The 24,876-nt window shown below is 65.6% G+C and carries 15 protein-coding genes; 5 read left to right on the top strand and 10 right to left on the bottom strand.

Annotation, left to right across the window (positions count from 1 at the left end; all coding sequences use genetic code 11):
• Nucleotides 1-3: 3 nt before the first annotated feature.
• From LC060_RS19880 to LC060_RS19870, 3 genes are read right to left on the bottom strand one after another with little or no spacing between them, the layout of a single operon-like run.
• Entirely contained in the window at nt 4-1,140 is a 1,137-nt protein-coding gene (locus LC060_RS19880) for an ABC transporter permease (protein WP_226638447.1), read from the bottom strand.
• The gene (locus LC060_RS19875; RefSeq protein WP_226638446.1) at nt 1,137-2,966 is read right to left on the bottom strand and encodes an ATP-binding cassette domain-containing protein; all 1,830 of its coding nucleotides are present in this window, start codon (nt 2,964-2,966) and stop codon (nt 1,137-1,139) included. The genes LC060_RS19880 and LC060_RS19875 overlap by 4 nt, the downstream gene beginning before the upstream one ends.
• Nucleotides 2,967-2,974: 8 nt before the next feature.
• Nucleotides 2,975-3,976, bottom strand: coding sequence for an HlyD family efflux transporter periplasmic adaptor subunit (locus LC060_RS19870; RefSeq protein ID WP_226638445.1), 1,002 nt, complete (start codon nt 3,974-3,976; stop codon nt 2,975-2,977).
• A gap of 199 nt (nt 3,977-4,175) precedes the next feature.
• Between LC060_RS19870 and LC060_RS19865 the strand changes: the two genes are divergently transcribed.
• The gene (locus LC060_RS19865) at nt 4,176-6,056 is read left to right on the top strand and encodes an ABC-F family ATP-binding cassette domain-containing protein (protein WP_226638444.1); all 1,881 of its coding nucleotides are present in this window, start codon (nt 4,176-4,178) and stop codon (nt 6,054-6,056) included.
• Nucleotides 6,057-6,431: 375 nt separating this feature from the next.
• Here LC060_RS19865 and LC060_RS19860 read toward each other — a convergent pair whose 3' ends face one another.
• From LC060_RS19860 to LC060_RS19840, 5 genes are all read right to left on the bottom strand, one after another.
• Nucleotides 6,432-8,231 carry a DEAD/DEAH box helicase gene (locus LC060_RS19860; protein ID WP_226638443.1) on the bottom strand — a complete coding sequence of 600 codons (1,800 nt, stop codon included), beginning with the start codon at nt 8,229-8,231 and terminating at the stop codon, nt 6,432-6,434.
• A gap of 249 nt (nt 8,232-8,480) precedes the next feature.
• The gene (locus LC060_RS19855) at nt 8,481-10,550 is read right to left on the bottom strand and encodes a glycoside hydrolase family 97 protein (RefSeq protein WP_226638442.1); all 2,070 of its coding nucleotides are present in this window, start codon (nt 10,548-10,550) and stop codon (nt 8,481-8,483) included.
• A 2-nt stretch (nt 10,551-10,552) separates the two neighbouring features.
• Entirely contained in the window at nt 10,553-12,211 is a 1,659-nt protein-coding gene (locus LC060_RS19850; protein ID WP_226638441.1) for an alpha-amylase family glycosyl hydrolase, read from the bottom strand.
• A gap of 52 nt (nt 12,212-12,263) precedes the next feature.
• Nucleotides 12,264-14,105, bottom strand: a complete 1,842-nt coding sequence (locus LC060_RS19845) for an alpha-amylase family glycosyl hydrolase (RefSeq protein WP_226638440.1) — start codon at nt 14,103-14,105, stop codon at nt 12,264-12,266.
• Between the two features lie 146 nt (nt 14,106-14,251).
• A complete protein-coding gene (locus LC060_RS19840; protein WP_413465144.1) occupies nt 14,252-16,948 on the bottom strand; it encodes a TonB-dependent receptor in 2,697 nt (898 codons plus the stop codon).
• Nucleotides 16,949-17,304: 356 nt separating this feature from the next.
• Between LC060_RS19840 and LC060_RS19835 the strand changes: the two genes are divergently transcribed.
• Complete coding sequence (locus LC060_RS19835) at nt 17,305-18,342, top strand: LacI family DNA-binding transcriptional regulator (RefSeq protein ID WP_226638438.1); 1,038 nt, start codon at nt 17,305-17,307, stop codon at nt 18,340-18,342.
• Nucleotides 18,343-18,475: 133 nt separating this feature from the next.
• On the top strand, nt 18,476-20,029 hold the full coding sequence (locus tag LC060_RS19830) for an MFS transporter (protein ID WP_226638437.1): 1,554 nt from the start codon (nt 18,476-18,478) through the stop codon (nt 20,027-20,029).
• Here the strand turns inward: LC060_RS19830 and LC060_RS19825 are convergent.
• Complete coding sequence (locus LC060_RS19825) at nt 20,026-20,703, bottom strand: GntR family transcriptional regulator (RefSeq protein WP_226638436.1); 678 nt, start codon at nt 20,701-20,703, stop codon at nt 20,026-20,028. The two genes, LC060_RS19830 and LC060_RS19825, sit on opposite strands and share 4 nt — an antisense overlap.
• 120 nt (nt 20,704-20,823) lie before the next feature.
• Nucleotides 20,824-23,280, bottom strand: coding sequence for a TonB-dependent receptor (locus LC060_RS19820; protein WP_226638435.1), 2,457 nt, complete (start codon nt 23,278-23,280; stop codon nt 20,824-20,826).
• Nucleotides 23,281-23,645: 365 nt separating this feature from the next.
• Here LC060_RS19820 and LC060_RS19815 point away from each other — a divergent pair, with 365 nt between their 5' ends.
• Nucleotides 23,646-24,569 carry a hydroxymethylglutaryl-CoA lyase gene (locus tag LC060_RS19815; RefSeq protein ID WP_226638434.1) on the top strand — a complete coding sequence of 308 codons (924 nt, stop codon included), beginning with the start codon at nt 23,646-23,648 and terminating at the stop codon, nt 24,567-24,569.
• Nucleotides 24,570-24,705: 136 nt separating this feature from the next.
• Nucleotides 24,706-24,876, top strand: a 171-nt coding sequence (locus LC060_RS19810) for a hydantoinase/oxoprolinase N-terminal domain-containing protein (protein WP_226636496.1), incomplete at its 3' end; no start/stop codon positions are given.

Genomic DNA, 24,876 nt, shown 5'->3' with positions numbered 1-24,876 from the left:
CCTTCAGTCGAGCCGCTTGCGCACGGTGCGCCGCGTCAGCAAGGTGAGAAGAAGCGCATAGGCGCCCAGGATCGTGCAGCTGCGCGCGACCATCGCCCAGTCGGTTCCGGCCAGGAACAACGTCTTGATGAGCGTCATGAAGTGGGTGGCGGGCACGATCTGCGCGGCGATCTCGACACCGATTGGCACGTTGCGCAAGTCGAACACGAAGCCTGACAGCATCATCGCGGGCATGAAGCTGGTGAGAAGCGCCACCTGGCTTGCCGCGAACTGGTTGCGCGTCGCCCCCGAAATCCAGAGGCCCAGAAGCAGGGAGACGATCAGGTACATCGTCGAGGAAACCAGGACCGCCAGCAGCGAGCCGCGGATCGGCACATCGAAAAGGACGCGCGCGGCCACCAGGCACATGGCGAGGTCGACAAGCCCGACGAGTATGTAGGGCGCGAGCTTGGCGAGCACGATCTCGAGGGGGCGCACCGGGGTCACGAACAGCGATTCCAGCGTGCCGCGCTCCCACTCGCGCGCCACCAGCAGCGAGGTCAGGAACGCGCCTACCAGCGTCATGATGAGAACAACGAGCCCGGGCACCAGGTACCAGGTGCTGTTCGAAGTCTCGTTGAACCAGAAGCGCTGCACGATCTCCACCTGTCCGGCGCCAGACAGCCCCCCCTCCCCGCGATCGACACGGTGCTCCAGTGTCTTGGAGATGGATCCTGAAAGATACGCTTCCAGCGTGCTGGCCGTCACGGAATCGATACCGTTAAGCACGATCTGCACGCGGGCGCGGCTCGCCGCATACCGGCGCGCAAAGTCAACCGGGAGATGGACGATGGCATCGACACGGCCATCGCCGAGCAGGTGCTCGGCCTCGGCCATGGTCGTGACCCGGCGCGGGGCAAGGTAGCGTGAGCCCTCCAGTCCCGAGACCACTTCGCGTGCGGCGACAGACGGGGTGTCGATGACGACCGCAACAGGCGCATTGCGCACGTCGAAGGAAAGGCCGTAGCCAAACAGCAGGATCAGCGCGAGCGGGAGCAGGAACCCCACGAGGAGGTTCGAGCGGTCGCGCACCATCTGGCGCATTTCCTTGCGCACCAGCGCGGTCAGGCGCTGGACAAAGCCCGATCCTGTCGCGCTCATGCCACGCTCTCCGGCGCGGCTGCCCTCGTCCGTTCGTGTGCCCGCGCGTTCTCGACGATGGCGATGAAAGCGCTGTTCATGTCCTGGCCGCGCGGGCCTGCCTCTTCGCGCACCTCGCGCGGAGTCCCCAGCGCAAGCAGACGGCCCGCGTCCTGGATGGCGATGCGGTCGCAGTACTCGGCCTCTTCCATGAAGTGCGTCGTCACGATGATCGTCACGCCCTCCTGCGAAAGCTGGGTGATCGTGCGCCAGAACGCGCGCCGGGCCAGTGGGTCGATGCCGCTGGTGGGTTCATCAAGGAACAGGATCCGTGGCTCGTGCAAGAGCCCTGCCGCCATCGCAAGGCGCTGTTTGTAGCCGTGCGGAAGATTGCCGCTCTGCGCCTGTGGGTCGAGATCGAAGCGGGTCTCGATGGCGCGCACCCGCGCGCGCAGAGTCCGGCCGCGCAGGCCGTAGGCGCCGCCGAAGAACTCCAGGTTCTCGCGCACTGAGAGGTTCGCGTAGAGCGAGAACTTCTGCGCGACGTAGCCGATACGCCGCCGCGCCGTCGCGCGCGCCTGGCGCAGGTTCACCCCCGCCACCTCGAGGTGGCCGCTGGTCGCCGGAAGCAGCCCGCAAAGCATATGGAAGGTGGTTGTCTTGCCCGCGCCATTAGGCCCCAGGAGGCCGAATATCTCGCCCGGCCGAACATCGAAGCTGGTGCTGGCAACCGCGGTAAAGTCGCCGAAACGGCGAACCAAGTCTCGCACGACGATGATCGGCGCGCCGTCCTGATCCGGCTCGGGTCCGCCACTGGACAAGGCCGCTTCCCCATCCTGATCCGGCCCGCCCTGATCGGACGCGGTCGGCTCCTCTTCCTCCTCGTGCGCGCGCAGCAGAAGCATGAAGGCGTCTTCCAGTTCCTCCTCGCGCGCCCGCGCTTCGCAGCCGACCAGAAGATCGCCCAGACTGTCGGCTGCGCATTCGGGTCGACGAATGAAATGGACCTTGCCCCCGCTCGGCACCGCATCCACGATCCGGTCCCGCGCGTCGATCAAGCGCGCTTGGAGATCGCGGGCGGGCTCGCCTTCCCGCGGCGCGGCAACGTAGGTGAGCCCAGTAACCTGCGCGCGCAGTTCACCGGGCGTGCCTTCGGCCAGCTGTTCGCCCTTGTTGAAGACATGGACCCGTTCGCAGCGCGCGGCCTCGTCCATGTAGGCCGTGCTGACGAGGACGCTGAGGCCCTCTTCGGCGATCATCTGCTCGATGATCTCCCACAAGTCACGCCGCGAGAGAGGATCGACACCCACGCTCGGCTCGTCGAGCAGCAAGAGGTCGGGCACACGCACCAGCGTGCAGGCGAGGCCGAGCTTCTGCTTCATGCCGCCTGAGAGATTGCCGGCAGGGCGCGCGGTAAAGCGCGCCAGGTCGGTCATCTCCAGGAGCCGCGCAAACCGGTCGCCTCGCACATGGGCGGGCACACCGTGAAGATCGGCGTAGAGATCAAGGTTCTCCTGGATACTGAGATCTTCATAGAGCCCGAAGCGCTGGGGCATGTAGCTGATGCGGCTCTGAATTTCCTGCGCGTCCTGCGCAGCGTCGTGCCCCAGCACCTGCAGCGCGCCTCCATCGGCGCGCAGCAACCCCGCGATCATGCGCATCAGCGTTGTCTTGCCAGCCCCATCGGGGCCGACGAGCGCGGTCAACCGCCCCGCTGCGACCTCGAAGGACACGCCTTTCAGGGCGTCAAAGGGTGCGCCGTCAGGCCCCTCGAACCGCTTGACCAGATCGCGCGCGACGATGATCGGCGGCGCACGCTCAACCTCTCCGGTTCCATAAATGTCCACCGCTCGACTCATTCGTGTCTACCGGTGTCCAGACGCACCGTGACCGGCTGGCCAAGGCGCAGGGCCTCACGGGTGTCCGAGACAATCACGCGCACCTCGTAAACCAGCGCCGTGCGCAGTTCTTCGGTCTCGACCGACTTGGGCGTGAACTCGGCGACCGAGGAAATGTAGCCGACCTGCCCCTTCACCGGCGCGTCGGGCGCGCTGTCGCTGGTCACGTGCGCGGCCATGCCGGGATGAACCCGGCCCAGGTCCGCCTCTCCGACATAGACACGCACCCACTTGGGCGAGAGAAGCGCCAGATCCAGCACCGGCCGCTGGGGCGATGCCATATCCCCCTCTTCGAGCAGCCGCGCCCGCACAACGCCGCGATGGGGTGCGCGCAGCACGCCCATCTCGACACGGTGACGCAGCAACGCGGCCTGCGCTTCGGCGGCCTGTACCTGCGCGGCCGCCGTGGCCACCTGCTCCGCGCGCGGCCCCTTACGCGCGAGCGTCAGCGCCTGTCCGGCTTCCTCGGCGCGCGCCGCCGCGGCCTCGGCCGCGCTCTTTGCCGCGTCGAGATCGTGGGTGCTGACCGCCCGCCCCTCGGTCGCGGCGCTCGCCTGCTGCATACGGGCAAGGTCCTGGCGGGTCCGGGCCGCGTCGGCCTGTGCCGCGCGCCTGGCCTCACGGGCCTGGGCAATTTCTTCGGGGCGCGAGCCGTTGCGCAGTTGGTCCAGCTGCGCGCGGCGAGCTGCCAGCTCGGCCTCTGCCTGGCGGGCCTGAAGCGCGAGCGTCTCGGTATCGAGCCGGGCCACGACATCCCCGGCCGCCACCGTATCCCCCTCCTCGACGGTCAGTTCGGTAAGGCGCCCAGCCTCCTCGAACGCCAGCGAGACCTGACGGACATCGACATTGCCATGCAATTCGAGGACGCCGTCCCCATCATCGCCCCGCCCCAGGAACCAGAAGAGAGCGAGCGCCAGAAGGACAAGCGCCAGCAGTGCGGCTCCGACCGATTTCTTCATGCCCCTTACGAACCCCCGAGTCGTTTCCGCACCGCAATCCGACAGGGAGACTGCCACCACCGCGCGTCCAAGAAAACCGTGCTAGATCAAATTGGACGAATGTCCTTGCAGCCCGATTGCAGTGCAGCACGCCCCGGCACCAGCGGAACAGGCCATCTGCCGCTTGGGAAATCGGTCCGGTCCTGCTACGCGGCCCGCCATGCTGACGATCCGCGACATCACCGTGCGCCTTGGGGGCCGCACCATCCTCGACCAGGCCAGTGCGACCATCCCCAACGGGGGCAAGGTCGGCCTCATCGGCCGCAACGGCGCGGGCAAGTCGACGCTGGTCAAGACCGTGATCGGCGAGCTCGAACCCGATGGCGGTTCGGTCGACCTGCCGCGCCGCGCGCGCCTTGGTTACATTGCGCAGGAAGCGCCCAGCGGAACCAAGACCCCGTTCGAGGCGGTGCTCGACGGCGACACCGAACGCACCCAGCTGCTCGCGGAAGCCGAAACTTGCACCGACCCCAATCGCCTGGGCGATGTCCACGAGCGCCTGATCGCGATCGACGCCTACTCGGCCCCGGCCCGCGCCGCACGCATCCTCGTCGGCCTCGGCTTCGACGAGGAGATGCAGAGCCAACCGCTGGACAGCTTCTCGGGCGGGTGGAAGATGCGCGTCGCGCTGGCCGCGCTGCTCTTTTCGCAGCCCGACGTGCTGCTGCTCGACGAGCCTTCGAACCACCTCGACATCGAAGCCACTCTGTGGCTGGAAAGCTTCCTTTCCAGTTATCCCGGCACGCTGATCGTCATCAGCCACGAACGCAGTCTCCTCAACCGCGTGGTCGACCACATCTGCCACCTCCAGAATGGCAAGCTCACGCTCTATCCCGGCACGTATGACAGCTTCGAGCGCCTGCGCGCCGAACGCGCGGCGCAGGCCGAAGCGGCCAAGGCCAGCCAGGAAGCCCAGCGCAAGAAGCTGGCTGATTACGTTGCGCGCAACTCCGCACGCGCCTCGACCGCCAAGCAGGCCCAGTCGCGTGCAAAGATGCTGGCAAAGATGCAGCCGATCGCGACGCTCGCCGAGGATCCCTCGATGCGCTTCGAGTTTCCGAGCCCCGACGAACTGCGCCCGCCGCTGGTCACACTCGACAAGGCGGCCGTGGGGTACGAGGAGGGCAAGCCGATCCTGCGCCGGCTCAACCTGCGCATCGATCCCGACGACCGCATCGCTCTTCTGGGCCGCAACGGCAACGGCAAGACGACGCTCGCCCGCCTGATCGCGCGCCAGCTTGAGCCGATGGAAGGCGAAACCAACTTTTCGCCGCGCATCCGCATCGGCTACTTCACCCAGTACCAGGTCGAGGAACTGCCCGAAGGGTCAACCCCGCTCGAATTGATGACCCGCGCCATGCCCGACAAGCCGCCGCAGGCCGTGCGCAACCAGCTTGGCCGCTTCGGCTTCTCCGGCGACCGGGCGACCTCGGACACGCACACCATGTCGGGCGGTGAACGCGCGCGCCTGGCGCTCGCGCTGGTCACCCGCGATGCGCCGCACATGCTCATTCTCGACGAGCCGACCAACCACCTCGACGTCGACGCGCGCGAGGCACTGGTCCAGGCGCTCAACGCCTACGAAGGCGCCGTCATCCTCGTCAGCCACGACCGCCACATGGTGGAACTCGCCGCCGACCGCCTCGTCCTCGTCGATAAGGGCGAGGCCCGGGCCTACGACGGATCGATGGACGACTACATCGACTTCGTGCTGGGTCGTAACCAGCCCAAGTCCGACGAGCCGCAGCGCGCGAACGAGACCAAGCCCGCCCGCAAGTCCGGCGCGGTCGCGCGCGAGGAGTTGAAGGCCCTGCGCCGCAAGGTGACCGAAGCCGAGACCGCGATGAAGCGCCTCCAGACCCGGCTCGCCGCGCTCGACGCAGCCCTGGTTGATCCCGCAAGCGCCAAGGGTGACCTCAAGGGGCTGGGCCTTGGCGCCATCGGACAGAAGCACACCGAAGTGAGCGAAGCGCTGGACGAAGCCGAGATGACCTGGCTCGAAGCCAGCGAAGCGCTCGACGAGGTCATGGGGAACGGGTGAGATCTGTAAACCCAATGCGGGTGCGGACAGCCGCAAACGCCAGTAAGTATATCGAAATAAAGAAGGACGTTCCGAGGGCCATCGCCCTCGGGCTCCCAGAACTGTCCACCTCACCTTTGGTGCGCGACCATGGTTGAGAAAGGAGAGGTCGCCAATTTTGGGGTCAAGGGGTAATAACCCCTTGAAAAATAACTTTCCTGTTCCTGCACATGTCTAATCGCTGACCATCACGCATTCCCTAAAGTGCCTTGCATCAAGGCGCTGAGAACGCACGTTTACCAGCGCTGGACATAGTTCTGTCCGACGCTGGCCAACGAAAAAGGGCCGGACACACGGTCCAGCCCTCTTCTCTTCCTCAAATGCGCGCGGCGGCGATCAGCCCCGACGGCTCTTGCCCTTCGGGCCACCACCGTGGCCACCGTGGCTCGAGGCGCCGCGGTGCGGGCCTTCGCGGCGCGGGCCATCACGGCGCGGCGGCTTGCCGCCACCGTTGAACGGACGGGCCTTGCGCGGCGGACCATCGTTGCCGCCACGCGGACCACCACGGAAACCACCGGGGCGTCCCGGCGGCGGCGCGGCCGAACGCTCGAAGCGGATGGCCTTCTCGAAGTCGTCGTCGTCCGAACCGGCGGTCTTCTCGACGGTCTGGGCAAAGCGATCGGCCATCGCGGCCGGAATCTCGATGAAGGTCTCGTGCACGAGAATGCGGATCTGGCCGATGACATCGCTCGACACGTGGCCACGGCGGCATACGACAGGCAGCACCCAGCGCGGCTCTGCCTGATCCTTGCGGCCGATGTTCATGCGGAACCACACGGCATCTTCGAAGCCTTCGCCGCGCTTGCCACGGCCCGGCTTCTCGACCTTGCCGAGGAGTTCCTCGGGCTGGGGCATCGTTTCGCGCTGCGCAGCGACGAGAGCCGCGGCGAGGTCTTCGGCCGGGACCTTCTCCATGAGGGCACGCGCGATCTCGCGGTCATCCTCAGTAATTTCGCGCGGCGCGGTCAGCGCGTCGATGATACGCTCACGGTCCTTCGCGCGGATGACCTCCGGGCCGGGAACTTCGGTCCACTCGGCCGGGATCTTCGCGTCACGCAGCATGTATTCGACGCGGCGACGACGCGAATGCGGCACGAGCAGGACAGCGGTGCCCTTCTTGCCCGCACGGCCGGTACGGCCCGAGCGGTGCTGGAGCGTCTCGGCATCGCGCGGGATCTCGACGTGGACGACGAGCGTCAGCGTGGGAAGATCGATACCGCGCGCGGCGACGTCGGTCGCAACGCACACGCGCGCACGCTTGTCGCGCAGCGCCTGAAGCGCGTTGTTACGCTCGTTCTGCGAGTGTTCGCCCGAGAGCGCCACGGCGGAAAAGCCGCGCTCGACCAGCTGCGCGTGCAGATGCTTCACCTTGTCACGCGTGGCGCAGAACAGGATCGCGGTCTCGGCCTCGTGGAAGCGCAGGATGTTGATCGCCGCGTTCTCGACGTCCGAAGGAGACACCGTCACCGCCTGGTAGGCGATGTCGCCGTGGCCGCGGCTTTCCCCCACAGTCGAGATGCGCAGCGCGTTGTTCTGGTACTGGCGAGCCAGCTGCTCGATGCCGCGCGGCATGGTCGCCGAGAACAGCAGCGTACGGCGCTCGGCCGGGGTCGCGTCGAGGAGCTCCTCGAGGTCTTCGCGAAAGCCCATGTCGAGCATCTCGTCGGCCTCGTCGAGGACGGCAACGCGCAGCTCGGAGAGGTCGAGCTTGCCGCGTTCGAGGTGGTCGCGCAGACGGCCGGGGGTGCCCACGACGATCGCGGCGCCCTTCTCCAGCTTCTTGCGCTCAGCCACCGGGTCCATGCCGCCCACGCACGTCACGATACGCGCGTTGGTGGGGGCGTAGAGCCAGCTCAGTTCGCGGCTGACCTGCAGGGCCAGTTCGCGGGTCGGGGCGATGACCAGTGCAAGCGGCGTGCGCGCATAGGGCAGGTCCTCAACCGAAAGCATCTGCTCGGCCATGGCGAGGCCGAACGCCACCGTCTTGCCCGAGCCCGTCTGCGCCGAGACGAGAAGGTCGCGGCCTTCCGCTTCCCCTTCGCAGACAGCCTCCTGCACGGCGGTCAGCTTTTCATAGCCCTGGCCGGTCAGCGCGGCTGCAAGAGGTTCGGGGAGGTGTTCAAAATTGGAAGGCATCAACGGTTCATGCCGCCAAAAAGCGGCCTCTCGGTCAGGGGGATTCGGGAAGCTGGCCCGCACATCGGGCAAACAGTCGGCGCCCCCATAGACGAAAGCGCGCCACAATGCGCGCCCCAATTTCGTTTTCGGGCGATTTTTTATCGGGGCTGTCCCGTTCCGCATCGGGCCGGGTACCGGAAATGAACCGCACAGTCCTCTCTATCGAAGCGGGAAGGAAGCCCCCCTGCCCCTTCCCGCCTTGCGATTTCAGGAGCTTGGCTCCAGCCGCACCGCCATACCGCCACCAGGCGCCATCCACATGTCGAGGCTATCGCCCCTGGTCACCGTTTGCGTATCGTAGGCAATGGAATGGCGCGTTTCGTCCAGATACGTTGCGCCTTCGCCGTCCTTCCAGATCGTTGCCGTATACGTCCGCCCCGGATCGAGAAAGTCGAGAGCAACGCGCACCCTGCGCGGCGTTGCATCGTTAACCCCGCCGACGAACCAGCGCGCGCTCTTGCGATCCTTGCGGGCAAAGACTGCATAATCGCCCACTTCGCCGGCGAGGAGATGGCTCTCCGCCCAGTCGGTCGGCACGCTGGAGATGAAGTCCATCTCGCGCGGGTGTTTTTCCAGCTCCTCAATGAAATCCGCCGCCATCTGAATGGGCGAGTAGAGCGTGACGTAAAGGCCCAGTTGCTTGGCAAGTGTCGAGGCCAGTGGCACGCCCTCTGCTCCAGTCAGGCTGAGGATACCTGGCGTGAAGTCCATCGGCCCGGACAGCATCCGGGTGTAGATCAGCGTCGGCTCGTGATCCGGCCCGTTCGCATAGGCGCCCCAGGCATTGTACTCCATACCGCGTGCGCCCTCGCGCGAGACCCAGTTGGGCCAGGTACGGCGAAGGCCGGTGTCCTTGATCGGCTCGTGCGTGTTGACAGCCACATGGTGCTGTGCCGCGACTTTCACCACGTCGAGGTAGTGGTTCGCCATGCGCTGACCGTCGTGCCAGGCGGTACGCACCGCGCCGGACGCTTCGCCATACCGGTCGGTGTCCGCGATGATCCCTCCCGCATCGGTCACGTATCCGGTCTTCACGACATCGACGCCCAGCCGCTCATAGAGCGCCATCGCATCGTCGAGTTGGGCTTCGTAGTTGGCGATGTTCCCGCCTGTCTCGTGGTGCCCGATGAGGCGCACCCCCTTGCTGCGGGCATAGGATGTCACCGCGTCGAGATCGAAGTCCGGCACGGCCCTAGTAAAGCTGAAGTCCTGCCCGTGGCCGAGCCAATTGCCGTTCCAGCCCTTGTCCCATCCCTCGACAAGGACGCCCCGAAAGCCATTCTCGGCGGCAAAATCGATATAGGCCTTCGTGCGGGCGGTGGTGGCTCCGTGGCGCGGGCCCTCCCCCCAGGTCCAGTCGCCCCGGATCATGCCCCACCAGATGCCGATGTACCGTCCCGGCTCGAACCAGCTGACATCGCCCAGCGTGTTGGGCTCATTGAGGTTGAGTTCCAGGTCGTTCTCGATAAGGCCCGCCGCATCCTCGGCAATGCGGATCGTACGCCAGGGCGTCGCGAAGGGAAGATCGCGCACGACGGCGGGGCCAATGGCGGACGGCGCAAGTTCGGTCCGGAAGGTCTGTCCATCGGCCCGGCGTAGGCGATAGCCCGCGTAATCGACGAGGGCCGCCTCGTGAAACGAGAGGTGCGTGCCGTCCTCCAGCTTCATCGTGATCGGCGTGTGCGCCGTGGACACCGCGTCGATGGCGGTGTGCTGGTAGACCTGCTCGTAGCGGTTCCATTCCCCGCCCGCGATCCACCAGGCCTCGCCCTTGGGAGCGATGGTGAAGCCGGTCGCTTCCTCGGCGATGCGCATGGTCTTGAGCGCGGGCTGCACGGGCAGTTCATAGCGAAAACCGATACCGTCATCGAAGAGGCGGAAGCGCACATTCATCCGCCGCGCGCCGTCCTCTTCGGACTGCACGAAGCGCACCAGGACCTCGTTGTGACGGTCGTGCACGAAGCGGCGTTCGCCCCAGGGCTGCTCCCAGGTTTCTTCGCCTTCTGCCCGCTCGCTGCCCGTAATCGAGAAACCGCGCACCATGGGAAGACCGTCCGCCAGGATGAAGCCCAGCCGACTGGGCGCGACAAGAAGCTTGCCCTTCCGTGAGAGCGACCATTCCGGCCGGGCATCGTTGTCGGTCGTCACGCGAAGGACCAGGCTTCCATCAGGCGAGTTGGCCGAAACTTCCCTGGGCTCAGCCGCTCCCACGCTTGTCCCATGGCAGCTGGCAAGGACCAGTCCGGCGGCGGCGGCCAGAAGGCGCAGCGGTTTCATCGTTATCTCTCTCCCTCTTCGATCCAGATCGCCGCGTGCGGGGGCAGCTCGTCAAGGCGCCCCTCCCCCGACCATTGGGCGGCGTCGAAATTCGTATGCGCGAGCAGATTGCCGGCGGCGGTCAGATCCTCCGGCCAAGGCTGAGCGCCTTCGCTGAAGTTGAACACCGCGAGCACGCTCTGGCTCTTGTGGCTGCGCCGAAGGACCAGCCGGTGGGCATCGGCAAGCAGCACGGCGCAGGCCCCGTCACGCAAAGCGGGCGAGGCCTTGCGGATCTGCTGCAAGTGCGCGGTCAGGTTGAGCTGCGAGGCCGGATCGGCCTCTTGCCCATCGACTGCCCGCGCGAGGTTCTGCCCACTCAGGGGCAACCACGGGTATCCGCCTTGCGTAAAGCCCCCCTGCGCATCGCCCCCGACCCACGGTAGGGGCGTGCGCACCCCGTCGCGTGACAGGGTCAGCGGCCAGTTGGCAATGGCCTCCGGGTCCTGCAGCAAGTCAAAGGGGACCTCATCCTGGAGGAGTCCGAGTTCCTCACCCTGATAGAGGATGAGATTACCGCGCAGCGCGAAGAACAGCATCGCCTTCAGGCGAGCGAAGGCGGGGCGCGCGCCTTCATCGGCACACCAGCGCGAGAGGGCGCGCGGCGCATCATGGTTCTCGAAGGCCCAGCTCGGCCAGCCGCCGACCTCGGGCCCGTCCCAGGCCTCGAGCGCCCGCTGAACCAGCGCCGGGGTGAGCGCCGGCGCGTAGAGGAAGTCGAAGCCGTAGGCGCTGTCGAGCCGGTCGGGTCCGCGCGTGAACTCGTGCATCTCGGCCAGCGCGTTGCGCCCGCCCACTTCGGCGAGCGAGAAGGTGCCCGGATAGCTGGCAATCAGCGCCTGCAACCGCTCGATGAACTGCGGGATATCGGGGTGTGACTGGTTGTAGGCCTGAAGCTGGAAATCGAAGGGCCGTGTGCGCACCTCGCCGGTATCGGGCGCAGGCGGATTGTCGCGCAGCAGCGGGTCGTGCATCGTGAAGTTGAGCGCGTCGATGCGAAAGCCCGCGACGCCCCGCTCCAGCCAGAAGCGCGCAACCTCCAGCAGCGCTTCCTGCACCTTGGGATTGTGGACGTTGAGCTGGGGCTGCTCCTTCAGGAAATTGTGCAGGTAGTACTGCCCGCGCCGCGCGTCCCAGCACCAGGCCGGACCGCCGAACACGGACTGCCAGTTGTTGGGCGGGGAGCCGTCGGGCTTGGGGTCTGCCCAGACGTACCAATCGGCATGCGAGTTGTGGCGCGAGACCCGGCTCTCTACAAACCAGGGATGTGCATCGGAGGTATGCGCGTAGACCTGGTCGACGATGACCTTGAGGCCCAGTTCTGTGGCGCGCGCGACCAGGGCATCGAAATCCGCGAGCGTCCCGAAGATCGGATCGACATCGCAATAGTCGGCGATGTCATAGCCGAAGTCCGCCATGGGCGAGGTGTAGAACGGGGATATCCAGATCCCCTCGACACCCAGGCGCGCCACGTGGTCGAGGCGCTGCGTGATGCCCGCCAGGTCCCCCACGCCATCGCCGTTGCTGTCCAGGAAGCTGCGCGGATAGATCTGGTAGATCGTCGCACCGTGCCACCAGGCACCGGCTTCGCGGTCGGTTTGCTTTGCCACAGGGGTCGTCATGCTGCGCAGTATCCCTTTTCGCATCTCGCTAGGCGTCGAAGTCCGCCAGAAACTAGCGCCGGGCCTCACACAGGGCGAAGCCGAAGGGTGCCAGCGTGACGGCGAGACTTCCCGCTGCAATCGATTTTGTACCGCAACCGTGGCCCGCGATCTCGCGGAACTGCACTGAGTTTGGATCGACTGCGACCATAGCCTCTAAGGCTTGTCCCGAGGTGTTGAAAACCATAACAATTTCATGGCTATCGCGCGGATCGAAGCGCGAGAGCGCGAAGAGGCCGGGCGCGGTTTCGGACGCAGCGCGCAGCCGTGTCGTGCCGCTCTGCAGGGCTGGAGTGCGCGCACGCAGCTGCGCCATCTGCGATATGAAGCGATAGAGCGGATGGGTGGTATCGAAATTGGCCTCAGCGCTTGTCGCGTCGGTGCCCAGCAAGTCCTGCGTGTTGAACGCCGTGACCTGTGAGGCGAACATGTCCTGGCGCGCCTCCTTGTCGCCGCCCGTGCCGACAAAGCCCTGCTCGTCGCCTGCATAGATCGTGGGGACGCCGCGCAAGCTCAGCAGCAGTGCGTGGGCGAGCGTGACCCGCGCGAGAAGCTCATCACGCGATATGCCGGGGTTCGCCTTCTCCAGAAGCATGGCGACCCGGCCCGCATCGTGGTTGCCCAGGAACGTGGGCAGGCGGTTGGCCGCCAAGGCTCCGCCCGCATAGAGCCTATCGTCCATCGGCATCCGGGCGAGGTCCGCCTGGCTGCCTCCTGCCGAAAGAGCATGGATCACCGCGTACATCAGGCCGAAATCGAGCACGGAGGGAAAATCGGCCGCATGGGTCCAGGAGGCAAGCAGAGCTGGATCGTAGCGCTCGGTCGCGACTTCACCGAAGATGTGGAAGTTGGGAATGCCCGCCTTTCGTGCGCGCTCCTCCATGGCGGGCACGAAAGCCTGCCAGAATTCAGGGTTCACGTGCCGGGCGGTATCGATCCGGAAGCCGTCGATGCCATAGCGGTCTATCCAGGCCCCGTAGATCTCGATCATCCCCTCGACAACGCGCGGATGTTCGGTCGCCAGGTCATCGAGGCCGATGAAATCGCCGTACTGCGCGCTCTCCCCGGTCCAGTCAGTGTCGCCCCGGTTGTGGTAGTAGATCGGATCGTTGAGCCAGTTCGGGGTCTTAGCCTCCCGTTCGCTCTCGGGCACGCGCGGGGCATAGGCAAAACCGGGATCGGTCAGCTTCGCCCAGTTGGCAGGCGCGCGATCGTGGTCGCCCGCAAAGCCCGGGTTGATCGGCGCCCCCTGAACCGCGCCTCGGGTCGAGAAGGGATACGCGGCCTTGCTGCGGTAGGCATAGCCGTTCTCTTCGCCATCGGCATAGGTGATGACATCGGCCGTGTGGTTGACGATGATGTCCATATAGACCTTCATGCCACGCGCGTGGGCCGCTTTCACGAAGGCGGCGAACTCGGCCTCGGTGCCAAGGTGCGGGTCGACCGTGGTGAAATCGGTGATCCAGTAACCGTGGTAGCCCGCGCTCTCCTGGCCCGGCGCGCCTTGCACCGGCTTGTTGCGAAAGACCGGGCCAACCCAGATCGCAGTGGCGCCCAGGCCCCGGATATAGTCCAGCCGCGAAGTCAGCCCCGCCAGGTCGCCACCATGATAGAAGCCCTTGTCAGCCGGGTCGAAGCCCGTCGCGAGCCTGTCCCCTTCATACCCTCCCCGATCATTGGCCGGATCGCCGTTCTCGAAGCGGTCGGGAAGGACAAAGTAGATCACGTCCTGCTCAGGCGGGCGGGCGCGCAAGGCGGCCAGGGCGTTAGCCGGCTCCGGTTCCCGAGAATGCCCAGCGCTAGACAGAAGCGCCAGGCTTGAAGCGGCAAGGGCCAGCGTCGTGGCTCGGATCATCATGGCCTCCTCGAAAGAGATCGCGGGGGTGAAAGCGGATCAGGGGTGGAACCGACCGGGACGTTCAATCGGACGGTCCCACCCCCGAGGTGTGGCCGCAAGGTCCGGTCCAGGAGGAGCCAGCCCGGGCCTTGCTACCGAAACTCTCAGAACTTGTAGGTGAACCCTGCGAGGAACCGGCGTCCATAGCTCTGGTAATCGATCACCTGGCGCGCATCGCCGGGATTGGCCGTGATGAAGGGCTCGTCGGTCAGGTTCTGCCCCTGGAGGTAGAGCGAAAGCCCCTCCAGCGCGCTGCCCGGCTGGAATTCATAGCCCAGCTGCCCATCGACGATGAACTCCGAGGCCGCCCGGCGCCGCACGCGCGCCGCGCCGAACCCGGAAACCTCGCCCACGAAGGTCGAACGATAGCGCACCGAACCGCGCGCGCTGAAGCCTGCCTTCTCGAAGTAGGCCGTGCCGTTGGCAACCCATTTGGAATAACCCGGCAGGTCCTCCGAAGCGCCGCCCGGCACCGGCGAGATCTTCGTCCTGGTATAGGCAACCGAGCCCGTCACACCGAAGCCTTCCAGCGCCTCGACGAAGGTTTCGAAGGGAAGCGTTGTCGCGACTTCCACGCCGTAGAGCTTGCCGCCCTCCCCGTTCACCGGGACATTGAGCTGGGCATAAGGCGCAATCGTGATACCATCGCCCGGGCTCGGCAACGCCAGCACGGATGTGGGCACCGTCACGTCCAGATTGTAGACGTAGCTCTTCAGGTCTTTCCAGTAGAACTGCGCGGCGATGTAGCCCTTGCTCGCGAAGTATTTCTCGAAGGTGAGGTCGATGGCGTTGGCGCGCCAGGGGCGAAGATCGGGATTGCCCGATGAGCCGGTCACCTGCGCGACATCGCCGGTCACGGTATAGCCCCAACTGAGCGAGGCCCGCATATCGTCGAGGCGCGGACGAATGATCTCGCGCGCGGCGGCAAAGCGGATCACGAAGTCGCTCGGGAAACGCAGCGAGAGGTTGAGGCTGGGCAGCACATCAAGGTAGTCGGTGCTCTCGTTACGCTCCGAAGCTCCGATGTCGGGCGAACCATTGGGGTTGGTTCCCAGGTACACCGCCGTCGCGCCCTTCGAGTTCTGGTCGACCCAGTTGGCCTGCACACCCACGTTGCCGGTCAGATGCGCCGAGCCGATCTCGGCATCGATGTTCGCCTGGGTATAGGCGGTCATGATCTTCTCGCGGATCGCGTAGGCCTTGACCACGACGTCGCCGTAGGGGTTGGCGACAAGGTTGTAGAGCCCGGCATCGACCAGTGCGACCGGATCGTAGCTGACCATCGAGCCCAGCCCCAGATAGTCGAGGTTGGTTGCGCCCAAGCGCGCGTCCTCGGGGATCGGGACCGAGATCGTGCCATCGGTGTTGGCGGCAAGACCGAGGAAGTACTCCTCGGGCACCAGCCGCTTGGAGCGGGTGGTGTAGTTGAGCCCGGCCTGCAGGGAACGCAGGGGCCCGCGATCAATCTCCTTGGCGACTTCGAGGCGTAGCTGCCACAGCTCGTCCCGTATCTTGCGGTCATTGTAGTAGCCGTCCTGGCCGCCGGTGATGGTCGTCCCATCCGGCCCGATCTGCGTGCCGCCCCAGCCTTGCGGGCTGGTCAGCTGGATCAGGTCGTAGTCCGCATAGTCGAGCTGGTGGGTGAACACCGTCCCGCCCGAGGAACTGGAAAAGCCGATGGTGTCGGTCGCGCCGTCACCCGCACGGCCCGTGCCCGAGTACGTCTCGACCACGAGTTCGTTGCGATCGGTGCGCGAGTAGCTGACGTCGGCAACGGCGTTCCAGCCATCGTCGCCCTTCCAGGCGTTGTTCCACCCGAACGAATAGAGCTTGGCGTGGCGCTGGAACGCGTCGTTGCGCAGCACGCCCTTCACATCGTCAAAAGCCCCTTGCGTAATGAGGCCGTCCGAGGCGCTGTAGTCGTCCTGGAGCGAGGCGCCCGACCAGAACAGCGGCAGCTCGATCCCGCGCTTGAACTGGTCGTCCTTGAAATCGGAATAGAACGCATCGAGCGTCGAGGTGAAGTTGGGAGACGGGCGCCATTGCAGCGTGCTGTTAAGCCCGAGACGCTTGAGCTTGGTCGAGGTCACATAGGACTTCGAGCCCCCGATCACGCGGTTGCCGTCAGGCCCATCGGCGTAGCCCCAGGCGTTGAATTCCTCGACCTGGTAGGGCTCATCAAGGTAACTGGCGCCAAGGGCGATGCCCAGGGTGTCGTTCGCGAACTGGTCGACATAGAGCGCGTTCATGCGAAACCCGGTGTCCGAGGACCCCGCGTTAAGCTTGCCCTGATCGGTGTAGGTCCCGCGCGCGCCGACGCTGACGATGCGCTTGGTGCCATCGAGCGGGCGGACCGTGCGCATGTCGACCGTGCCGGAGAGGCCCTGGCCGATGAGGCTGGCCATCGGTGTCTTGTAGACATTGACCGCGTTGACGATCTCGGAGGGGTACTGGTCATACTCGACCGCGCGGTTGTCGCCGGTCGAAGTCTGTTCGCGCCCGTTGAGGAGCGTGGTCGAGAAGTCCGGCGCAAAGCCGCGAATAGAGATCGCGTTCGAGCGCCCGTTGACACGCTGCGAGGTCAGGCCGGGCAGGCGCGCAATCGATTCCGCGATGGAAGCATCGGGCAGCTTGCCGATGTCTTCGGCCGAGATCGATTCCACGATCTGCTCGGCCTCGCGCTTTTCGCCCACCGCGCTGGCCAGACTGGCACGGTAGCCGGTGACGATGATCGCGCCTTCCTCGGTGAGCGGTTCGGCCGCCTCCTGCGCCAGCGCCATGCCGGGCATGGTGGCCAGCATCGCGGCGATCAGTGCGCCGCGCGAGATCACGACCTTGCTCGCAGTATACGTACGAAAATCCATTCCCTGTTACCTCCCACTGCCGCGTGACGGTTCTGAAGACCGATTGCGGCGTCCGCTCCCAAGGGTGAGTGCGCTTCAAAGACGGCGCGACTCATTTCCTGCCTTCGGCATAGACGCGGGATTGGTTACGCATAATATGGCATACGTATACGTAGAGCGAACGGGGCCTCGCGCCGTGGCACCCGGGCAACATACGCAAAACTGCGTGATCGCCCGGAAATCCGCGCCGCAAAGCCCGACCGAACGCCGCCATTGTGCGCAGCATGACCGCGCCACGGGAGAGGGAGGACTATATGGGGCGCAAGCCTTCGAACCGGCCGACGAGCTTCGACATCGCCTATAGGGCGGGCGTCTCGCAGCCGACCGTCAGCCGGGCGCTGCGCGGCAGCCCGTCGATCAGCGAAGCGACCCGAAAGCGCATCGAGGCCATTGCGCGCGAACTGAACTACTCGGTCGACAAGAACGCCTCCTCGCTGCGCTCCAAGCGGACCAACACCATTGCGCTGCTCTTCTTCGAGGAAGACACCCCCGGCGATTCCAAGATCAATCCCTTCTTTCTCGCCATGCTTGGCGCGATCACGCGGCACAGCGCCACGCGCGGGCTTGACCTGCTCATCTCGTTCCAGCGCATGGAGGACGACTGGCACGTGCGCTATCTCGACAGCCACCGCGCCGACGGGCTGATCCTGCTCGGCTACGGTGACTACACGCTCTACCGCAGCCGCCTGCGCGATCTGGTCGAGCACGGCACGCATTTCGTGCGCTGGGGCGCGGTCGACGATCCGGCCTTTGGCGCCGCGATCGGTTCGGACAACGTGCAGGCGGGCCGGATGGCAGGCGAGCACCTGCTGGACCTGGGACATCGCCGCATCGCCTTCCTCGGCCAGGCGGATGAGCACTACCCCGAGTTCGCAGACCGCTATGGCGGACTGTGCGAAGCGCTCGATGCGGCCGGGATCGCGCCCGACGATGCCCTCCGGCGCGACACGATCAGCCACGAGGACCTTGGCCGTGCGGCCATGCAGGACATCCTCGATGCGGGGACCGAGTTCGACGCGGTCTTCGCGGCCAGCGACCTCATTGCGCTAGGCGCCATGGCAGCCCTGCGCGCCGCAGGAAGGCGCATCCCCGAGGACGTGGCCGTGATTGGCTTCGATGACCTGCCCGCTGCGGCCATGGCCTCGCCCACGCTCACCACCATCGCGCAGGACATGCGCGCGGCAGGCGAGCGGCTGATCGATGCCCTGCTTGCCCGGATCGAGGAGCGCGCGCCGCCCTCCCCGCTGATCGGCACACGGCTGATCGTGCGCGAGAGCACGGCCCCCCGTTAGCTTCGAAACGGACGCAGAAATGCGCCGCGTATTCGTATGCGTGATTGCCGCCGGGCCCGGGCCGTGCAAGTGCCATGGGCCTGAAGCGCACGGTGGCAGACCATCGGCAGGTGAGACGGGAAAGGACGGCCGGATGGCTACAGGCAGCGAGGCCGGATTGCGGGAAGAGGCCACCGCACTCTCGGAAAAGCCCCGACAGGGCTGGCTGGGCCTGTGCAACATCAGCGTCGGCTTTTTTGGCATTCAGGTCGGTTTTGCGCTCCAGAACGCGAACATGAGCCGGGTCTTCCAGTCGCTGGGCTCCTCCATCGATGACCTGCCCGCGCTTTGGGTAGCCGCGCCACTGACCGGCCTCCTCGTCCAGCCCGTTATCGGCCACCTTTCAGACCGCACCTGGCTCGGCAGAATCGGGCGGCGGCGGCCCTATTTCCTGGCGGGTGCACTGCTGGCAGCAGCTTCGCTGCTGGCGATGCCCGGCAGCACCAGCCTCCTGATGGCCGCGCTCCTGCTGTGGACGCTGGATGCCAGTCTCAACGTCTCGATGGAGCCGTTCCGGGCCTTCGTCGGCGACATGCTGCGCCGCGACCAGCACACGGCGGGCTACGGAGTACAGACCGCCTTCATCGGCGCGGGCGCGGTCGTGGGCTCGCTCTTCCCCTACCTGCTCGATCACCTGGGCGTTGCGAATGTCGCCGCGGACGGCACGATCCCCGAGACGGTTCGGATCAGCTTCCAGGCCGGCGCGGCGCTGCTTGTCGTCGCCGTACTGTGGACCGTCCTGTCCACCCGCGAATATACGCCCGAGGATATGCGCGCCTTTGCCGGTTGCGAGGAGGTTTCCGCCACACCCGCAACCCTGAGCGCACTGGCTGTGCGCAAGCCCACGACGGGGCTCGCCTGGGTTAGCCTTGGCGCCGCGCTGGCCCTTGCCGTCTGGCATTGGAGCCTCGAAAAGGAAGTCTACCTCCTCGCCGCGCTCCTTGCCGCCTACGGCCTCGCGGTAAACCTCGCGGCCCGGCGCGCACGGAAGGGCAAGGAGAGCTCGATGCTCACAGGGATCGTGGGCGACTTTGCCGGAATGCCGCTGCTGATGAAGCGCCTGGCTCTCGTCCAGTTCTTCAGCTGGTCGGCGCTCTTCATCATGTGGATCCACACGACACCTGTCGTGGCGAACACCCATTTCGGCGCCGCCTCGCCGCTCGATCCGGCCTATCAGGAGGCGGGCAACTGGGTCGGCGTGCTCTTCGCGGTCTACAACAGCGTCGCGGCCCTTGCCGCACTGCTGCTGCTTCCGCTCCTGTCCGCACGGCTGGGCAAGGTGCGCACCCATGCGCTGTGCCTGCTCACAGGCGCACTCGGCTTTGCAGGTTTTCTCGTGGTGCGTGATTCCACCTGGCTGATCGCGTGCGAGATCGGCATCGGTATCGCCTGGGCCTCGATCCTGGCGATGCCTTACGCCATCCTCGCCAGCCACCTGCCGCAGGCCAAGCTGGGCGTCTACATGGGCCTTTTCAACGTCTTCGTGGTCCTGCCGCAACTGCTCGTCGCGACGGTCATGGGGACAGTGATGAAGACCTTGTTCCCTGAGGCCCCGATCTGGACGATGGCCTTTGCTGCGGGAACGCTGGCACTGGCCGCGCTGCTTGCGCTTCGCGCCAATCCCGACCGAGGCCGCGCGGCCTCCTAGTCCATATCCTCGGTGAAGTGCGCGCCGCCTGTCGCCGCCTCGTTCGCGCGCAAGCGATAGGCATGGGCCGCGCGGCGGATGTGGTTGCGCGCGATGGCGCCCGCCCAGGCGACATCGTGCGCGGTGAAGGCCGCGATGAGATCGCGGTGGTCGCGCTGGCTCTGTTCGAGGTCCGAGACGTTGTAGCGCTCGGCCGTGCGGTGGATAATCACCTGGTTGACGATGATCCGCATCATCTGGTTAAGCGGCTCGGAGCGCGCGGCGGCCAGCAAGGTCGCGTGAAAACGGCGGTTGCCTTCCACGAAGCCCGGGATATCGGCCTCCCCACCCAGTGCCGCATCGATGAAGTCGGCGTGGGTGCGCAGCTCCGCGATCTCGTCCGGCGTGATCAGTTCGGCCGCGCGCTCGGCGCAGTGGGCCTCAAGCTTGGCACGCAGGGTGAAGAGCTCCTCCACCTCGCCATCGGACCAGAGCGGTACGAACACCCGCCGCGTACCCGAGCGCTGCAGCAGCGTCTCCGAGACAAGGCGGGCAATCGCCTCGCGCACCGGCGTGCGCGAGGTGCCGCAGTAGCTCGCGAACTCATCCTCGGGTACGAACATGCCCGGTTCGAAATCGCCCGCCAGAATACCTGCGCGGATCTGGCGATATACCTGCTCTGACGTCTTGGCCATGTTCAACTCCCGGTGCGTGCGCCCGGCATTCCACTTGCTAAACAGGCAGGCTCCCTAGCGCCGGATGGGCGGGCAGCGCAACGCGCAAAGTGCGCGCGCCGTCCGCCCAACTGCGCCCTGTCAGAAGCTGAAGCCCGCTTCCACGCCGATCTGGCGCAAAGCGCCCGGCGTCAGGAACGCGCCGCCGAACTCGGGCGCCGGGATCACTTCCTCCAGGTAGCGCTTCTTGAAGAAGTTGTTGACGAAGCCGGTGAGGTGCCAACCCTCGCCCTTCAGCCCGGCGCGCAGATTGACGATGCCATAGGCATCGCGCCGGGTCTGCGAATAGTCTGCCGTGCCAAGCCCCGGATAGAACACGTCGAAGATTGTCCGGCGCTGCTGGTCCTGCACGACGTGGAACCAGGTCGGCCCGGTCAGGCGGTAGTCCGCGCGGAAGGTGAAGTCGACGCTGTCGCTGACCGGCTGGATTACCGAAGCGCCCAGGTTCAGGGTATAGTCGGCCGAATAGGGCGACTTGTTGCCTTCGGTATCGGGCCGCACCGAGTTGGTGATGATCTTGCTGTCGAGGACGTTGCCGCCTGCATCGAGCGTGAAGCCCGGAGCGACCTTCCACACCACGCCCAGTTCCGCCCCCATCAGGCGCACCTTGTCGATATTGGAAACAACGCGCAGGATGCCGAAGGTGCCGGTGTAGAACTCGAAGAACTGCATGTCCTCGACAATGTTGCGGTAGACCGCGCCGTTGATCTGCACATCACCATTGGCCAGGCCAATCTTGAAGCCCGCCTCCAGCGCGTGGCTGACCTCCTTCTTGTAATCGTCGTCGATGGCCAGGTTCGAGCCCAGGAGGTCGTTGTAATAGGTGTCGATCAGCGCGGCGCTGCCCTGGCTGTTGAAGCCGCCCGCCTTGAAGCCCACACCATAGTCCAGATAGACGTTGATGTCGGGCGTGAACGCGTAGCGCAAGGTGACCTTGGGCTGGAGCTGCTCGTAGGCTCTCTTCTGGAACTCCAGCGTACCCACATCGTAGCCCGGATTGATCGAGGCCCCGGTGATGGGATCGGTGACATCGGGCACGAGCGGGGTGACGGTGCGTTCTTCGCGGTCGAAACGCAGCGCACCCGACAGGGTAAGGGCTTGCGTCGGGCTCCATTCCAGCGACCCGAAGCCAGCATAGACATTGGTCTTGAAGCGGTCGTTGAAGAGCTGCGAGGTCTGGTTGGGCGTACCCGGCGCGTTGTAGAGGTTGGAATTGACCGGCCCGCCGTCATCCTCGTTGAGCGCGGTTGCATAGTGGCGGTTGATGTGGAGGTAATAGGCCCCGACCGACCACTGCAGAGGCGCGCTTGTGTCCGAAGCGAGGCGGATCTCCGCGCTCACATCGCGCTGGTCGCGCAAGGTCACCTGAATACCATCGCAGGCGGTCGGGCTGTAGGCACCAAGCGTCGAGCCGCCCGGCGTCGGCGCAAGGTAGAGCGGCGGCGCCAGCACCACGCCCGCATCGTAGAGCGCCGCAGTCGAGGCGATGCACGCGTCCTGGCCGTTGAAGCGCCCGAACGAGGCGGCGGTCGTGTCGGCATAGAACGTCTCGTCGATGTCCGAGAAGGACACCCAAGTCGTCAGCTTCGCCCCGTCGAAGGCGTAGTCCGCCTTGAGCGAGGCCTCGATCGTGCGCAGGGTGTCGATCGAGGGGACGTTGCGCTGCCATTCGAAACGCGCGGTGTTCACGTCCTGATAGTATTCCGGGATGCCCAGCGCACTTGCGAAGTCAGGCATTTCGAAAGCCGCGTTGTAGTTGAGCGCAGCGGCCTCGATCTTGTTGTAGCGAAACTTCGCATCAAGGCTCAGCCGGTCTGTCGGCTCGGACAAGAGGCGTCCGCCCAGCCCCCAGCCTTCGTACTGGTCGATCGTCTTGCCGCGCGTGCGCGGATCGGGTCCGGTGTTGGTGTAAAACCCGTCAGTCGCGCGGTACTGGCCGAACAGAACAAAGCCGGTGCTGCCCCCCAAAGGACCCGAGATCGAACCCTCAAGAAGCTGGCTGTCCTGCGTCGCCCAGTAGGCGCGCCCTTCGGCCTCAAGCCGGTCCGAGGGCGCCTTCGTCGTCATCACGATCACGCCCGCCGTCGCGCCGCGCCCGTAGTAGGCACCTTGCGGGCCCTTGAGGATCTCGAACTGCTGGAGCGCGCCTTGGTACTGGTTGACCGCAGCCGTGTTGGTCTTGAGGATGCCGTCAACCACCAGCGCGACGTTGTTCTCCGCATCACGCGCGCCGTTGACGCCGCGAATATTGATCTGCGCGTCACCGACCTGCGCGGCGTTGGAGACGATCGTAACGCCCGGCGTTGCCGCAATCGCCTGCTCGGTCGTGACGATGCCCTTGGCCTCAAGATCCGCGCCGGTCAGCACCGTGACCGAGGCGGGCACGTCGCTCAGGCTCTCGTTCTGGCGGCGCGCAGTAACGGTAATCTGATTGCCGATCAGTTCCGCGCCCGAAGACGTAGACTGCGCCGCGACCGGATTGGCGCCGACAACGCCAAGCGCGACACCTGCGAGAAGAATTACCTTCTTGTGCTGCATCTGATGATTTCCCCTGAACCTCGAATTGTCTTACTTTGCAAACATATCATCGAGCGCCCGGCCGGTTTCGGCTCTTGGCGGCATCAAGGTGACTGCGAATTACATCTTTGTACACAAAAATGTTCGAGCGCTTCTCGATCCAACTCAGAATCGCGCCCAAAATCCAAATTACAGCTTGATATCGGGTCAGGCAGGCGCTCACGTATGGACCGCCTGCTCCATTTCGTGTACAGTTTTGAAATGACCTCAAGGGGAGAGGCGAAAAGGCTCTACTGGCCACCTCTCAGCCCATCCCAGCGGTCCGCAAACGCAATGCACTCCAGGCCCCGGAGCCAAGGAAAGTCCCAAGGAAAGGCCCGATCCGCGTGACGGCAAAGTCGATTGAATTCATGGAAGTAGGCCCGCGCGACGGCCTGCAGAACGAAAAGACACTGATCTCGACCCAGGACAAGCTCGAACTGGTGCGCCGCGCCATCGACGCCGGTGCCCGTCGCATCGAGGTCACCAGCTTCGTGAATCCGCGCCGCGTGCCCCAGATGGCCGATGCGGCCGAGGTCTGCGCCGGACTGCCCGAGGTCGAAGGCGTTCTCTACACAGGCCTCGTCATGAACGCGAAGGGGGGCGAGCGCGCCATTGCCACGGGGCGCATCCACGAACTGGGTGCCGTCTGCGTCGCCTCCGACCGCTTCGCCATCGCCAACCAGGGCCAGACCAGCCTCGAATCGGTTGACGCCGCCAAGGGCCTCATTGCCATGGCCCAGGATGCAGGCCTGCGCGGCCAGGCCACCATCGGCGCCGCGTTCGGCTGCCCCTTCGAAGGCGAGATCGCCGAGGACCACGTTGTCGAGATGGCCCGCAAACTGGCCGAGGCCGACCCGGTCGAGATCGCACTGGCCGACACCATCGGCGTGGCCGATCCGGCCCACGTCTCCCGCCTCGTACGCGCCGTCAGCGAAGCGATCGGCCCGATCCCTGTGCGCGTCCATTTCCACAACACCCGCGGCACCGGCATCGCCAATGCCTGGACGGCGGTGGAAGCAGGCGCACGCGTCGTCGATGCCGCCCTGGGCGGCCTTGGTGGATGCCCCTTCGCCCCCGGCGCGGCCGGCAACGTCGCCAGCGAGGACGTGGTCTACATGCTCCACCGCGCGGGCGTTGCCACCGGCATGGACCTTGGCAAGCTTGTCGAGGCGAACCAGTGGCTTGCCACCGTCATGGAGCGCACCCTGCCCTCCATGGTCGCCCGCGCGCCCGCCTTTCCCAAGCCGGTCGAAGCGGCTGAGGCCTGAGCATGATCGCCGCGCAAACGTATCCGATAGGTGGGGCCAACCTCCGCCTAGCGGATGTTTGTGCGCCAGTCGTTTTCATATTCCCCCGACATGCGGCCTATTCGCTGGCGCATAGTCTTCGAACAAGGTGAAACACATGACCTATCGTTTGGGTGTCGACGTTGGCGGCACCTTCACCGACCTTTTGCTGTTCAACCAGGAAGACGGCTCGTTTTTCCGTCACAAGACGCCGTCGACGCCGCATGACAGTTCGGAAGGTATTCTGAACGGTCTTGGCGCGATCTGCGAGAAGGCGGGGATTACGCCG

The organism is Novosphingobium profundi, from assembly GCF_020524485.1.
Lineage (GTDB): Bacteria > Pseudomonadota > Alphaproteobacteria > Sphingomonadales > Sphingomonadaceae > Novosphingobium > Novosphingobium profundi_A.
This window is presented reverse-complemented; position numbering and strand designations above follow the sequence as displayed.

Excerpts from the sequence above, each read along its gene's own strand:
- LC060_RS19850 (WP_226638441.1), bottom strand. The coding sequence starts at position 12,211 with ATGACGACCCCTGTGGCAAAGCAAACCGACCGCGAAGCCGGTGCCTGG.
- LC060_RS19835 (WP_226638438.1), top strand. The coding sequence starts at position 17,305 with ATGGGGCGCAAGCCTTCGAACCGGCCGACGAGCTTCGACATCGCCTAT.
- LC060_RS19855 (WP_226638442.1), bottom strand. The coding sequence starts at position 10,550 with ATGAAACCGCTGCGCCTTCTGGCCGCCGCCGCCGGACTGGTCCTTGCC.
- LC060_RS19860 (WP_226638443.1), bottom strand. The coding sequence starts at position 8,231 with ATGCCTTCCAATTTTGAACACCTCCCCGAACCTCTTGCAGCCGCGCTG.
- LC060_RS19845 (WP_226638440.1), bottom strand. The coding sequence starts at position 14,105 with ATGATCCGAGCCACGACGCTGGCCCTTGCCGCTTCAAGCCTGGCGCTT.
- LC060_RS19825 (WP_226638436.1), bottom strand. The coding sequence starts at position 20,703 with ATGGCCAAGACGTCAGAGCAGGTATATCGCCAGATCCGCGCAGGTATT.
- LC060_RS19865 (WP_226638444.1), top strand. The coding sequence starts at position 4,176 with ATGCTGACGATCCGCGACATCACCGTGCGCCTTGGGGGCCGCACCATC.
- LC060_RS19820 (WP_226638435.1), bottom strand. The coding sequence starts at position 23,280 with ATGCAGCACAAGAAGGTAATTCTTCTCGCAGGTGTCGCGCTTGGCGTT.
- LC060_RS19870 (WP_226638445.1), bottom strand. The coding sequence starts at position 3,976 with ATGAAGAAATCGGTCGGAGCCGCACTGCTGGCGCTTGTCCTTCTGGCG.
- LC060_RS19830 (WP_226638437.1), top strand. The coding sequence starts at position 18,476 with ATGGCTACAGGCAGCGAGGCCGGATTGCGGGAAGAGGCCACCGCACTC.
- LC060_RS19840 (WP_413465144.1), bottom strand. The coding sequence starts at position 16,948 with ATGCTGGCCACCATGCCCGGCATGGCGCTGGCGCAGGAGGCGGCCGAA.
- LC060_RS19880 (WP_226638447.1), bottom strand. The coding sequence starts at position 1,140 with ATGAGCGCGACAGGATCGGGCTTTGTCCAGCGCCTGACCGCGCTGGTG.